This is a genomic window from Quadrisphaera granulorum (assembly GCF_003149145.1).
In the GTDB taxonomy this organism is placed as follows: Bacteria; Actinomycetota; Actinomycetes; order Actinomycetales; family Quadrisphaeraceae; genus Quadrisphaera; species Quadrisphaera granulorum.
Genome location: NZ_QGDQ01000035.1, coordinates 38,335 through 50,932, shown reverse-complemented (window position 1 = coordinate 50,932; position 12,598 = coordinate 38,335). Strand labels below are relative to the sequence as shown.

The window sequence follows — 12,598 nt, the reverse complement described above, 5'->3', positions numbered from 1 at the left end:
GCGCGGGCGTTGAGCAGTTCCCGGAAGGCGAACAGCACCTGGGTGCGCTTGGCCAGGGACGTGTCACGCCAGGCGGGGAACGCCGCCTTCGCCGATGCCACCGCCGCGTCCACATCAGCGGGCTCGGCCAGCACCACCAGGCGGGCCACCTCACCGGTGGCGGGGTCGAACACGTCGGCGGTGCGGGTAGAGGCACCAGAGGTGGCAGCCCCATCGATCCAATGCTGCACCGTGGATGTCGAGGATGCGGACTCGCTCATGGTTCCTTCTCGCCTCAGTTCTTCTCGGACGGCTTCAGATCGGACGGCTTGAGGTAGGTGCGCTGGCGCGCCTTGTGCTGCTCGTAGACCTCGCGGGCGCGCTGCGTGCTCTCGAGGGTCGAAACCTCGCTGACGGGGACCTCCCACCAGCTCTCCGACGAGGGAGCGTCGACGAAGGGGTCGGTCTCGACGTGGATGACGGTGGAGGTTGGGGACGCCTTCGCGTCGAGGATCGCGGCCTCCAGCTCCTTGCGCGTGCTCGTGCGCACCACCTCGATGCCGAGGCTGGCGGCGTTGGCGGCGAGGTCGACGGGGAGGAAGTCGCCGTCGAGACGCCCGGAGGACGTGCGGGCGCGGTAGCGGGTGCCGAACCGCTGGCTCCCCAGCGACTCCGACAGCGACCCGATCGACGCGAACCCGTGGTTCTGCACCAGCACTACGATGATCTTCATGCCCTCCTGGACGGCCGTCACCAGCTCGGTGGCCATCATGAGATAGGAGCCGTCACCGACCATGACAAAGACGTCACGCGGGGCCGCGCCCTGGCGGACGTCATCCGCAGCCGCCATCGCGACGCCGATCCCGCCGGCCACCTCGTAGCCCATGCAGGAGTACCCGTACTCGACGTGGTACCCCTTCGCGTCGCGCACCTGCCACAGCTTGTGCAGGTCACCGGGCATGGAGCCGGCGGCGCACACGACGACGTCACGTGGGTCGGACAGCTCGTTGACGGCGCCGAGCACCTGGTTCTGGTCGGGCTGCACGTCCAGGTCGCCCGAGTCCCTCGCGTAGACCGAGGCGACGGTCGCGTCCCAGGCGGCCTTCAGCTCCGCGGTGCGCGCGCGGTAGGCGTCCGCGACGTCGTAACCGGTCAGTGCATCCGCGACTGCCTCGAGCCCTTCGCGGGCATCGGCGACGACGGCGACGGCGGAGTGCTTCACCGCGTCGAGCGAAGCCACGTTGATCGTGACGAAGCGGACGTCGGGGTTCTGGAACGCTGTGCGCGACGCCGTCGTGAAGTCCTGGAACCGGGTGCCGACGCCGACGACGACGTCGGCCTCGCGGGCGAGAGCGTTGGCCGCCGTCGTCCCGGTCGAACCGATGGCACCGACGGACTGCGGGTGGTCGAAGGGCAGCGCGCCCTTGCCGGCCTGGCTCTGGCCAACGGGGATGCCCGTGGCGTCGGCGAGGGCCGCCAGCGCTGCCTGGGCGCCGGAGTAGTGGACACCTCCGCCGGCGATGATCAGCGGGTTCTTCGCCGAGCGGATGACCTCGACGGCCCGGGCCAGCGCGGCCCTCTCGGGCAGCGGGCGCCCCACGTGCCAGGTGCGCTCGGCGAAGAGGTCGTCGTCCCAATCATGGGCCTCGGCCTGCACGTCCTGCGGGAAGCAGACCGTGACGGCACCGGTCTCGGCCGGGTCGGTGAGGACGCGCATCGCGCCCAGCAGCGCACCCGGCAGCTGCTCGGGGCGCCACACCCTGTCGAAGTAGCGCGACAACGGGCGGAACGCGTCGTTGACGGTGACGTCACCCGAGCTGGGGAGCTCGAGCTCCTGCAGGAGCGGCCCGGCGGAGCGGGTGGCGAAGGTGTCGGCGGGCAGCAGCAGTACCGGCAGGCGGTTGATGGTGGCCAGCGCCGCGCCGGTGAGCATGTTGGTGGAGCCGGGCCCTACGGAGGCGGTGACGGCCCAGGTCTGCAGGCGGTCCTTGGCGCGGGCGTAGGCGACGGCGGTGTGCACCATCGCCTGCTCGTTGCGACCGAGGACGTACGGCAGGCGGTTGACCGCAGAGTCGCGACCCCCTTCGATCCAGTCGACCTCGTCCTGCAGGAGCGCCTGGCCGAGGCCGGCGACGTTGCCGTGGCCGAAGATTCCGAGGGCTCCGGCGAACAGCTTGGTGCGCTCGCCGTCCCGCTCGACGTACTGGTTCGCGAGGAACCTGACGGTCGCCTGCGCGACCGTGAGGCGGGTGGTCACTGGGGTCCTCCGAGGGGCAGCCGGGGGTCGGTGGGCCGGCCGGCCCAGGTGGAACGCACCCAGGCGTGGTCCGGATCGTCGACGATGCGCCAGGCGCGGTCGTCGGCGGGTCCGGCCATCGCGTTGAGGTAGTACAGGTGGTGGCCCGGGGCGGCCATGCACGGACCGTGCCACCCATGGGGGACCAGCACGGTGTCGCGGTCGCGGACCTCGACGAGGACGTCGATGGCCCGGTCCTGGCGGTCCTCGACCTCTGGGGTCGAGTACGTCCGGTGGTAGCCGACGCCGGGCTGTCCGCCGGGGCCGGGAGCGACCTCGTAGTAGTAGATCTCCTCGAGCTTGCTCTCGTGCTCGCTGGTCACGTCGTGCTTGTGGGGTGGGTAGCTCGACCAGTTCCCGGCGGGGGTGATGACCTCGACGGCGACGAGCTTGCTCGCCACGTCGACGTCAGCGGAGGCGAAGTTGCGCACCTCACGGGTGCACGACCCGGCGCCGCGCAACTCCACGGCCACCTCGTCGGTGGCGATGTACCGGACGGGCTTGCGGACACCGTCGGGGAGCACACCGGTTTTTGCGCCGGGTACGCCGACGCGTCCCCCGTCGTCGTCGGGGGAGGTGGAGAGCACGGCCTGGGAGCCGGCAGGCAGATAGAGGACGTCGGTCGGGCCCGCGAACACCGACGGACGTCCGGCGAGCTCGTAGCGATGGTCCTCTCCCTCGGAACCGTCGATGACGACGGTGAGGCTTCCGCGCAGCGGCACGAGCACCACCTCGTCGTCGCCGGTGTCTAGGGAGATCTCCTGTCCGGGGGCGAGGTCGGCGGCGCGCAGCGATGTCCAGCCCCAGCCCGCGACGTCCGGGGTGATCCACGTGTCCCAGACGCCGTTGGCGGTGGCGCCGGCGCGCAGGTGCAGGTCCTGCGTCGTTCTGGTGGCGCTGGTCACGGGGCGGGCACCAGGACGTCGCGGACGATGGCGTCGAGCTGGGCGTCGGCGTCGAGGAACTGGCGCAGCGTGTGGCGGGTGGCGCCGAACTGCTCGAACTCCTCCACGCTCATGCCACCCTCGCCCTCCAGCTCGTAAGCCTTGACGAACTCCGAGATGCCCCGCAGCGCCGCGAGGTGCTCCTCGGCGACCGGCTCGTCGATGGCGTGGGGGTTGACCGGGAGGTTGTTCTCGTTGAAGCGGGCCTGCCAGTCGAACGGAGGGGAGACGACGAGGTCACCGCCCTGCAGCTCGCTCCACTGCATGGAGTTGCGGAAGGCGGCCGAGAGGATGCGCACTCGGTAGCCGCGCTCGACGAAGAGGTGGTGCGCCTTCTTCAGCGCAGCGACGCCGGCCCACTCGAGGTGGCCCGGGTCGACGAGGATGCGCTGCTTGGCCACGTACGCCTTCAGCCAGTCGTCGAGGCGGCCGCCCATGATCGTGCAGACGTGGCCGAACTCGGGCATGGGCAGCCCGTCGGCCTCGCGGCGAGCCATGCCGCGCTCGATGGCCTCGGCCACGGCGACGGCCTGCGGCACTGTGAAGGACACGGTGGCGTTGAGGGAGACGCCGCGGTAGGCGGCCTCTTCCATGGCCTCGATGCCCGTCTTCGTGGCGGGGATCTTCACGATGATGTTCGGCGCCAGCTCCGAGAAGCGGACCGCCTGCTCGACGAGGGCTGCGGCGTCACGGTGGAAGCGCGGGTCGGTCTGCATCGACAGGCGGCCGTTGCGGCCCCCGGAGGCCTCGAAGGCCGGCTCGAGGAGCCTGGCGGCCTCGACGGACAGCTCCTCGACCACCATCCAGCCGAGCGCTGACTCTCCCGCGGTCGGGTGCTCTGCGGCGAGCTCCCGGATCCGGGCGGTCCAGCGGGGCTGGTCGGCCTTGATGGCGGCCAGCGCGATGACGGGGTTGCAGGTGGCGCCGACGGCGCCCCACGCGATGGACTTGGTCAGCTCGCCGATCTCGGCGGAGTCGTTCCACAGCGCGGTCGGCGTGGTGGCTGCGGCGACCGCCGTCGGCAGGTGCGCCTGCGACGGGTCGAGGCTGGGCAGCGGGTTGGCGCTGGCCGCGCGCTGGCCCGCGGGGGCGGGGGTGGGGGCGTGTGCGGTGGTGGTCACGGGACGGTCCTTCGGGAGGGGGTCGGTGGACGAGGGAGACGGCGATGTCAACCGGTGTCAGGCATCTGAGGACTTCTGGGGCTGGGTGGCTGCGTAGGCAGCTGCGTGAGCAGCGATGTGCGCGCTGATCTCCTCCGGAGTGGGCATGGCCGTGGAGCACTCCAGACGGGACGCGACGATGGCTCCGGCGGCGTTGCAGCGCACCAGCAGCTCGGCCAGCGGCAACCCGGCGAGCAGCCCATCGATGAGGGACCCACCGAACGCGTCTCCCGCCCCGAGACCGTTGACGACGACGGCGGGCGACGCCGCCACGGCAACGCGCTCGGTGCGCGTGGCGCCCAGCACGCCCTCGGGTCCCCGCTTGACGATCGCGAGCTCGACGCCGAGGTCGAGGAGGGCGTCCGCGGCAGCGTCGGCGTCGTCCTGACCTGTCGCCACCCAGCACTCGTGGAGGTTGCCGACGGCGACGGTGGCGTGCGCGAGGGCCCGCTGGGCCTGCTCGCGGGCTGCCCCGACACCCCCGCTGGCGGGCCAGAAGTCGGCCCGGTGATCGAGGTCCAGCACGGTGTGACGGGTCTCAGGACGACGATCGGAGCCGGCAGAGGCCGCCCCGGAGACTCCTGCGCGCGCTGCCAACGCGGCGTGGTGCGCCGACCGACTCGGCTCCTCCGACAGACCGGTGAGGGTGACCCACAGCAGCTCCGCGCCCGTGATGGCGTCGAGGTCGAGGTGGGACGTCTCGAGCTGCAGGTCGGGCGTGGTGGGGCGGCGGTAGAACCAGATCGGGAACCGGTCTGGCGGGAAGACCTCGCAGAACGTCACGGGCGTGAGGTGGGCAGCGTCGGTGGCCACGAGGGTGTCGTCGACGCCGAGCTCGCGCAGCGACCGGCGGACGAACCTGCCGAAGGGGTCGTCGCCGACTCCTGAGAGGAGCCACGGCCGGCGACCCAGGCGCGCCGCAGCCACCGCGACGTTCGCGGCGCTGCCGCCGAGGAACTTGCCGAACGTCTCGACGTCCTCCAACCCGACGCCCACCTGGAGGGGGTAGATGTCGACGCCGCAGCGACCGAGCACGAGCACCTCGGGAGCTGCGGAGCGCGTGCTCACGGAGGTCCTCCACGTCGGCGTGCGGCTGGGAGCGGGGTGCAGATCTCTCGGCCTCCGCCGGGCACGACCCTCTCGCCGCGCACCTCACCATGTCAAGTCTTGTCCTGACATACTGTCAGTCCGATCCTGTGGAACCGAAGCGTGGTCGCGATCTCGAAAGAGGGGTCTTCACCTGCGACGATGCAGCGGTGAGCAGTGCCGCCACATCCGGCCCCGCGCCCCCGTGCTTCCGGGTATGACCTGACAACTGACTAGCATCGCCGTCGGCGCTCAGGGCGCTGACGCCCCACTCGACGACGAGGAGCCCCGACAGTGACCACCACCAGCACGCCGACGTCCGCGCCCGGCACCCCGAGCGGCCCGGTACGCATCGGGCTCATCGGCAGCGGCCGCATCGGCCAGGTGCACGCCGCGAGCATCCATCGCGCCGAGGGTGCGGTGCTGCAGGTCGTCGCTGACCCCTTTGTCGCCGGCGCGGAATCCGTCGTGGCGCGCTTCGGGTCAGGCCAGACCCGCGCTACCACGGACGCGCTCGAAGCCATCGCCGCCGAGGACGTCGACGCCGTCGTCGTCGCCTCCCCGACCTCCACCCACGTCGACCTCATCGCCGCGTGCCTGGACGCCGGCAAACCCGTGCTGTGCGAGAAGCCCATCGATCTCGACATCACCCGCGTCGACGGCCTGCGCGAGCGCGCCGCCGCCGCGAGGGCTGCGGGGCTGCCGGTGGCGCTCGGGTTCAACCGCCGCTTCGACCCGCACTTCGCCGAGCTGCACCGCCGCGTGGCCGCCGGAGAGATCGGCGCCCTGGAGCAGCTGACCATCATCAGCCGCGACCCGGCGCCCGCCCCCGAGGACTACATCAAGGTCTCCGGCGGCATCTTCCGTGACATGACCATCCACGACTTCGACACCGCGCGCTGGTTCGTGCCCGACGTCGTGGCGGTCACCGCGGTGGGCCTGCGGCAGTTCTCCGACGTCATCGCGAAGCACGACGACTACGACGGCGCCGTCGTCACGCTCGTCGGCGCGGGCGGGCAGTCGGTGACCATCATCAACTCCCGTCACTGCGCCGCCGGCTACGATCAGCGCCTGGAGGCCGCCGGGCCGCTGGGCACCCTGAGCGTGGGCAACGTCACCGACACCCTGGTCCGCTCCTCCACTGGCGCCTCCGGGGAGGCCGGCGCCCCGTTCCAGACGTTCTTCCTGGAGCGGTACGCCCAGGCCTACTCCGCCGAGTTGGAGTCCTTCCTGGCCGCGGTGCGCGGCGCCGAACTGACCGGCCCCGGCTTCGAGGACGGTCGCGCCGCCCTCGTGCTGGCCGACGCCGCGGGCGTCTCCGCGCGCGAGGGCCGCACGGTCCGCGTCGACCTGTCCGCCTGACGCCCACCCCCGATCCAGGAGACGACACCGTGACCACCCTGAAGATCGCTGGTGCTCCCATCACCTGGGGTGTCTGCGAGGTGCCCGGCTGGGGCGCTCAGCTGCCCGTCGAGCGCGTGTTGCGCGAGATGCGTCAGGTGGGACTGACAGCCACCGAGTTCGGCCCGGAGGGCTTCCTGCCCGTCGACCCCGCTGACCGGGCCGCCGTGCTGCACGACAACGGCCTCGTGGCCGTGGGCGGCTTCGTGCCCGTGGTGCTGCACCGGCCCGACCACGACCCCCTCCCTGCGCTCCAGACCGAGCTCGAGGCCTTCGTGGCCGCCGGCGCCGGCGTCGTCGTCCTCTCGGCCGACTCGGGGCTGTCCGGGTACGACGAGCGGGTGGAACTCGACGAGGCCGGGTGGACGACGCTGCTGGCCAACCTCGTGCGGCTCCGCGACGCCGCGGCCGCCGTGGGCGTGCTGGCCGTGCTCCACCCGCACGTCGGCACCCTCGTGGAATCGAAGGACGACGTCGAACGCGTGCTCGCCGGCTGCGATGTCGGGCTCTGCCTCGACTCCGGGCACCTGCTCATCGGCGGCACCGACCCGGTCGCGCTGGCGCAGGCGCACCCCGAGCGGATCCGCCACGTGCACCTCAAGGACGTCGATGCCGCCACCGCGCAGCGCGTCCGCGACGGAGAGCTCACCTACTACCAGGCGGTGCAGGAGGGCCTCTACCGCCCGCTGGGGCAGGGCGACGTCGACGTGAGCGCGCTGCTGGCGTCCCTGCTGGGCGCCGGGTACGACGGCTGGTTCGTGCTCGAGCAGGACACCGTGCTCCAGCTGCTCCCCGGCGACGGCGAGGGCCCCGTGGCCGACGCCATGGCCAGCGCCGAGCATCTGCGTCGCCTCGCCCTGGCCGAGGATCCGCACGCCTGACCTTCGATGGTGGCCGCCGACTGCGACCGCGCAGGTCAGGTGGTCGCCGCCAGCAGCTGGGCGTCGTCGTCCGGCATCCAGATCCCCTCGTCCCGGCGAGGGGTCTCGGCCAAGCCCATCCCGCGCAGCACCTCGTCGAGCGTCTCCTCGGCCAGCGTGCGCGCCCACACCACCGACCAGGGGAACACGGGCGTGGGGTCGACCAGGGGAACGGTGCGCATGCCCGGGGTCGGAGTGAGCATCGCCTCGCCGATGAGTGACGGTGCCGCGGCACCGCTGGCGACGTCGTGAGCCCACTGGCGGTACCCGAAGGTCGAGCCGGTGACGTCCAGATCGAAGCCGGCCACGGCGCGGAGGTCCGCGACGTAGCTGCGCCACTCGACGGGCGCGGCCGCCATCGGGAACCACAGCGACTGCCTTGCCAGAGCGGCCAACGGCAGCTGCTCGACGTTCGCCCACGGGTGCCTGGCCGGCACGAGCACCGCGACGGGCTCCAGTCGCACGAGGCGGTGTGCGACGGCGTCGGGCCACGGTGACGGCACCGCCCCTGCCCGTCCGAAGGCGATGTCCGCGGCTCCGGTGCGCACGAGGTGTTCGGCGGTGGCTTCGGAAGAGCGGTGCACGGCATCCAGCGGCAGCGGCGTCTGCTGAGCTGCCCGGCGCAACCACGTCGACGGCGCCAGCCCCTCGCCCATGACGTCCACGCGCAGCCGTCCCGCCGGCCGGTCCTGGGCCGGGTCGAGCCGGTCCAGCAGCGCCAGCGCCTCGCGGCTGAGGCTGACCACGCGCTGACCTGCCGCGGTCAGGCGGATCCGACGGCGGTCGGTGCGATCGACCAGTGCCGCACCCAGCTGATCTTCGAGACGCTGGATGCGCTTGGACAGCGCCTGCTGGGTGATGCCCAGGCGAGCGGCACTGCGGCCGAAGTGCAGCTCCTCGGAGAGCGCGACGACGGCGCGCAGCAGGCTCGTGTCGACGTCCACACCCCACCTCGTCACGACAACCGGTGGTTGTCAACGGCGCTGGCGGTTGTTGGCCGCGCACGGCAGCACCCGGCTTGACTCCCTGACGTGACCGAGCGGCGGGCACTCACCCGCCGAACGACTTCGACAGGGAGCTCCCCGTGCACGCCGTGCTGATCACCGTCCACGCCGTCACGGCGACCGTCGCGCTCCTGGCGGGCGTGGCCGCCTTCCGCTACCCGGCGCTGGTCGGCGTGCACGCGTTCGCCACCGTCGCGATGACCGTCACGCTGGGCGGGGCACTGTGGGTGGGCTGGGGGTCCACCCCGCTCTCGCTGGACGTCGTGTTCGTCACGCTGCTCGCACTCGCGGCGGTGATGAGCTACCGCAGCATCCGTGCGTGGCAGATCCGCCCCGTGAGAGGACAGGCGACGACGACGGCATACGTCGCGGCCGTCGGGTTCACCTGCATCAGCCTGACCACTGGGCTGCTGGCCATCGCGGCGCTGCGGACGGGCTGGGGCCCGGTCGCCGTCGTCGTCGCCGGTGTCCTTCCCACGGTCATCGGGCGCATCCCGCTGAACCGCGCCCTCCGGGAGAAGCAGCTCGCGGTGGCGCGAGACGAGAAGATCGCGACGTGAACGACGTCCTGTTCCGGAACGCTCGTGCGGACGAGGCCGCGGCCATCCTGGAGTTCTGGGGGCGTGCGGGGGAGAACGCCGCGCGCCCGTCCGATGATCCGGGCGCTGTACTGAGGCTGGTCGAGCGCGATCCCGAGGCGCTGATCGTGGCGGAGCTGGGCGGGCGGCTCGTCGGCACCGTCATCGCCGGATGGGACGGCTGGCGAGCAAACCTGTACCGGCTGGCCGTCGACCCCGAGGTTCGCGGGCGCGGCCTCGGGAAGCAGCTGCTCGCCCGAGCGGAGGAGCGGCTGCGGGCGCTGGGAGCCGAGCGATTCTGCGCCATGGTGCTCGACGAGAACGAGCTGGGTCGCGCGTTCTGGGCCGCCAGGGGCTACGCCCCGCAGGATGAGTGGCGACGCTGGGTGAAGGCCGCCTCCTGGTGACGGAGGAGGCAGGTGTCACTGCGCCTCTCTGCCATCTGCCGAGTTACCTGCCGACGACGACGGCCAGCGACGTCGCTCCACACGAGAGCACGCGGGCCTCGTCTCCGAGCTCCACGTCGAGGGACGCCGCGCTGTCCTGGCGGAGGGGGAGGAGTGCCTCGGTGAGCCCGTCCATCCGCAGGAGCGACCCGGGCTCGCGGCGCGCGTCGGTGGACGTCATCACGCGCGCCGTCGCGTTGACGAGGGTGCAGGGCGCCCCGAGGGGGAGCAGCAGCGGCAGGACGAGTCGATCGAGCCTGTCGACGAGCAGGTCGGCACCCACGACGCCGGTGACCTCACCGGAGCGCAGCACCGGCGTCGTGACCGTGAGCACGTAGTCGTTGACGCAGACGTAGTCCACGTAGGGACCGGTGAGGTGGCGAGCCGCGGTGCGCACCGGCACCCGCCACCACTCCATGGCGCTGTAGTCGCGTAGCTGGTCGCTGCCCGGAGCGCCGGAGGGGAGCCGGCGCGGCTCCTTGCCGGGGCCGTCGAAGAGCCACCAGGCGACGTGCCACCCCGGGCCGGGCAGCAGCGCCGGAGTGCAGATGAGACCGGCCCCTGCGATGAGCCCGGAGCCGCCTCGCAGTGCGGGCAGGGCGAACGCCGCCACGGCGTCGTCGAGTGCGCCCGGTGATCCGGCGACGGCGCTCGGCAGCTCCTCCACGGTCCTGCGCCAGCCGTCGACCTGCTCGAACAGCGGAGCGAAGATCTCCCCGACCTTGCGGGCGGCCTCCACCGGAGCCGAACTCATGACCACCGACCTCATGACGCCTCCTCATCGGCGGGCTGTGCGTTGCGTACGCGCATCCGCTCTGCCACCAGCCAGTCCAGGCTCTCCTGCACGAACGAGGTCACCGCGGATCTCGCCGCCTGCGGATCGCCGCGGCGCAGCGCGGCGAGGACTTCTTCTCTGCTCTCCGCGCTGCGCGCGCGATGCGCGTCCTCGCGAAGGCACATCCACAGCAGCGGTGCCGCCTCGCTCTGCAGCCGCATCTCCTCGCGGACCAGGCGCGGGGACTGGCTCACGGCGGCCAGCTCGAGCTGGAACCAGCCCAGGGCGCGCCGCGCCCCGCCCGCGGTCCGCAGGTCCGCGCCCTCGTGGATGCTCAGGAGGACGTCGAGGTCGTCGTCCGTCGCGCGGTCGGCGGCCACTTCCGCGGCGGTGCCGAGGATGGCGGAGACGTGCAGGGCGAGGTCTCGCAGGTCGATGCGGCTGCTCTCCAGCAGTCGGCGCTGGGCCCACCGGGCGGCGGAGTCGGTGGTGCACGTGACGAAGCTGCCTCCGTCGCGTCCACGGCGGGTCACGACGAGCCCCTGGGAGCGCAGCGCCTCGAGCGCCTCGCGAGCCGTGACCAGGGCGACCCCGAGGCTGGTGGCCATGGAGGCCTCGCTGGGGAGGCGCTCGCCGTCACGGAGGACGCCGCTGATGATCGCGTCGGTCAGGCGCCGCTCCACCAGTCCTGCACGGCCGTGGTCGTCCAGGGGGGCGAACACCACGGACAGCGAGGCGTCGGTGTGCCTGGCGTCACCTGACATGCGGCTCCCGTGGCGTGGGCGTCCTGGCGGCTGAGTCGGCGTGGCTCGCGGTGCTGGTCACGTGATCGTAACCATTGACGTCTTCTCATGACATATGGATCCATATGTTTTAGCGACGACGACGTCGAAGGGACATCCATGAGCGGCTCACCCACGATCCGCCTGCGCGGACTCTCCAAGCACTTCGGGGGAGTGAAGGCTGTCGACGCCGTGGACCTCGACGTCCGTGCCGGGGAGTTCTTCTCGATGCTGGGCCCGTCCGGGTCCGGGAAGACGACGGTGCTCCGCCTGGTGGCCGGCTTCGAGCAGCCCACCTCCGGCTCCGTCGAGCTCTTCGGCGACGACGTGACCGCCAAGGCCGCCTTCGAGCGCGACGTCAGCACGGTGTTCCAGGACTACGCGCTCTTCCCGCACATGACCGTGCTCGACAACGTGGCCTACGGCCTGCGGGTGCGTGGCGTGCGGCCCCGGCAGCGCAGGGAACGCGCCCTGCAGGCACTGGAGGCCGTGCAGCTGGCCCACGCAGCACAGCGGAAACCCACGCAGCTGTCGGGCGGTCAGCGTCAGCGCGTGGCCCTGGCCCGCGCGAGCGTGGTCGAGCCCAAGGTCATGCTCCTCGACGAACCGCTGGGGGCCCTCGACCTCAAGCTGCGCGAGCAGATGCAGGTCGAGCTCAAGCAGATCCAGCGCAACCTCGGCATCACCTTCGTCTTCGTGACCCACGACCAGGAAGAGGCGCTGAGCCTGTCCGACCGCGTCGCGGTCTTCAACAACGGTCGGATCGAGCAGCTCGGCACGCCCCGCGAGCTCTACGAGAACCCGGCGTCGTTGTTCGTCGCGGACTTCGTCGGTACGTCCAACCTCTTCACCGACGAGCACGCCGTGCGGCTGATCGGGCGCCAGGGCGCGTTCTCCATTCGCCCGGAGCGCCTGCGCCTCGTCACGGACCCCCACGCCGGTGCGGGCAACGACACCTCTGGAGGTCGGCCCAGCGCCCCCGGGACCGTCGTCGAGTCGATCTACGTCGGCAGCGCGGTCCGCTGCGTCGTCGACCTTGACGACGGTCCGCGCGTCACCGTGCTCGAGCACAACGACGGGTCCCGCCGCGAAGAGCGCGTCCGCGGCGGACGCATCCACGTCGTCTGGCAGGACGACGACGTCGTCGCCCTCGTCCCCGCCGCCAGCTGACGAGCACTCCGTCTCTTCCACCTCGACCACCTTCCGCAGAACACCCACAGAAGGGGA

The 12,598-nt window shown here is 71.8% G+C and carries 13 protein-coding genes; 5 read left to right on the top strand and 8 right to left on the bottom strand.

Annotated elements, in window-relative coordinates; genetic code table 11:
• The 5 genes from BXY45_RS20085 to iolC all read right to left on the bottom strand — a co-directional run.
• Positions 1–260 (bottom strand): aldehyde dehydrogenase family protein (locus tag BXY45_RS20085; protein ID WP_119700390.1); only part of this gene is annotated, 260 nt, incomplete at its 3' end.
• 14 nt (positions 261–274) lie between these two features.
• Positions 275–2,236: a 3D-(3,5/4)-trihydroxycyclohexane-1,2-dione acylhydrolase (decyclizing) gene (iolD, locus tag BXY45_RS20080; RefSeq protein ID WP_211319780.1), complete on the bottom strand. Its 1,962-nt coding sequence runs from the start codon at positions 2,234–2,236 to the stop codon at positions 275–277.
• A complete protein-coding gene (gene iolB, locus BXY45_RS20075) occupies positions 2,233–3,180 on the bottom strand; it encodes a 5-deoxy-glucuronate isomerase (RefSeq protein ID WP_109776305.1) in 948 nt (315 codons plus the stop codon). The genes iolD and iolB overlap by 4 nt, the downstream gene beginning before the upstream one ends.
• Complete coding sequence (locus BXY45_RS20070) at positions 3,177–4,244, bottom strand: transaldolase family protein (protein WP_109776311.1); 1,068 nt, start codon at positions 4,242–4,244, stop codon at positions 3,177–3,179. The genes iolB and BXY45_RS20070 overlap by 4 nt, the downstream gene beginning before the upstream one ends.
• A 153-nt stretch (positions 4,245–4,397) precedes the next feature.
• Entirely contained in the window at positions 4,398–5,447 is a 1,050-nt protein-coding gene (gene iolC / locus BXY45_RS20065; RefSeq protein WP_109776304.1) for a 5-dehydro-2-deoxygluconokinase, read from the bottom strand.
• A gap of 312 nt (positions 5,448–5,759) precedes the next feature.
• Here iolC and BXY45_RS20060 point away from each other — a divergent pair, with 312 nt between their 5' ends.
• Together BXY45_RS20060 and BXY45_RS20055 are read left to right on the top strand one after the other, a co-directional pair.
• Positions 5,760–6,827 (top strand): Gfo/Idh/MocA family oxidoreductase, encoded by a 1,068-nt coding sequence (locus tag BXY45_RS20060; protein ID WP_109776303.1) that lies wholly within the window; start codon positions 5,760–5,762, stop codon positions 6,825–6,827.
• A gap of 29 nt (positions 6,828–6,856) precedes the next feature.
• Positions 6,857–7,747, top strand: coding sequence for a sugar phosphate isomerase/epimerase family protein (locus BXY45_RS20055; protein ID WP_211319778.1), 891 nt, complete (start codon positions 6,857–6,859; stop codon positions 7,745–7,747).
• 35 nt (positions 7,748–7,782) lie between these two features.
• Here the strand turns inward: BXY45_RS20055 and BXY45_RS20050 are convergent, their stop codons facing one another.
• Entirely contained in the window at positions 7,783–8,730 is a 948-nt protein-coding gene (locus tag BXY45_RS20050; RefSeq protein ID WP_170131638.1) for a LysR family transcriptional regulator, read from the bottom strand.
• A 140-nt stretch (positions 8,731–8,870) separates the two neighbouring features.
• Here BXY45_RS20050 and BXY45_RS23940 point away from each other — a divergent pair, with 140 nt between their 5' ends.
• Both BXY45_RS23940 and BXY45_RS20045 read left to right on the top strand, forming a co-directional pair.
• The gene (locus BXY45_RS23940) at positions 8,871–9,350 is read left to right on the top strand and encodes a hypothetical protein (protein WP_211319777.1); all 480 of its coding nucleotides are present in this window, start codon (positions 8,871–8,873) and stop codon (positions 9,348–9,350) included.
• A complete protein-coding gene (locus BXY45_RS20045) occupies positions 9,347–9,775 on the top strand; it encodes a GNAT family N-acetyltransferase (RefSeq protein ID WP_211319776.1) in 429 nt (142 codons plus the stop codon). The genes BXY45_RS23940 and BXY45_RS20045 overlap by 4 nt, the downstream gene beginning before the upstream one ends.
• A gap of 43 nt (positions 9,776–9,818) precedes the next feature.
• On the opposite strand, the gene BXY45_RS20040 is transcribed toward BXY45_RS20045, so the two are convergent.
• Together BXY45_RS20040 and BXY45_RS20035 are read right to left on the bottom strand one after the other, a co-directional pair.
• The gene (locus BXY45_RS20040) at positions 9,819–10,583 is read right to left on the bottom strand and encodes a cache domain-containing protein (protein ID WP_109776301.1); all 765 of its coding nucleotides are present in this window, start codon (positions 10,581–10,583) and stop codon (positions 9,819–9,821) included.
• A complete protein-coding gene (locus tag BXY45_RS20035; protein WP_109776300.1) occupies positions 10,580–11,353 on the bottom strand; it encodes a FadR/GntR family transcriptional regulator in 774 nt (257 codons plus the stop codon). Before BXY45_RS20035 ends, BXY45_RS20040 begins: the two co-directional genes overlap by 4 nt.
• 138 nt (positions 11,354–11,491) lie before the next feature.
• Here BXY45_RS20035 and BXY45_RS20030 point away from each other — a divergent pair, with 138 nt between their 5' ends.
• Entirely contained in the window at positions 11,492–12,541 is a 1,050-nt protein-coding gene (locus BXY45_RS20030; protein WP_218566953.1) for an ABC transporter ATP-binding protein, read from the top strand.
• Positions 12,542–12,598: the final 57 nt, after the last annotated feature.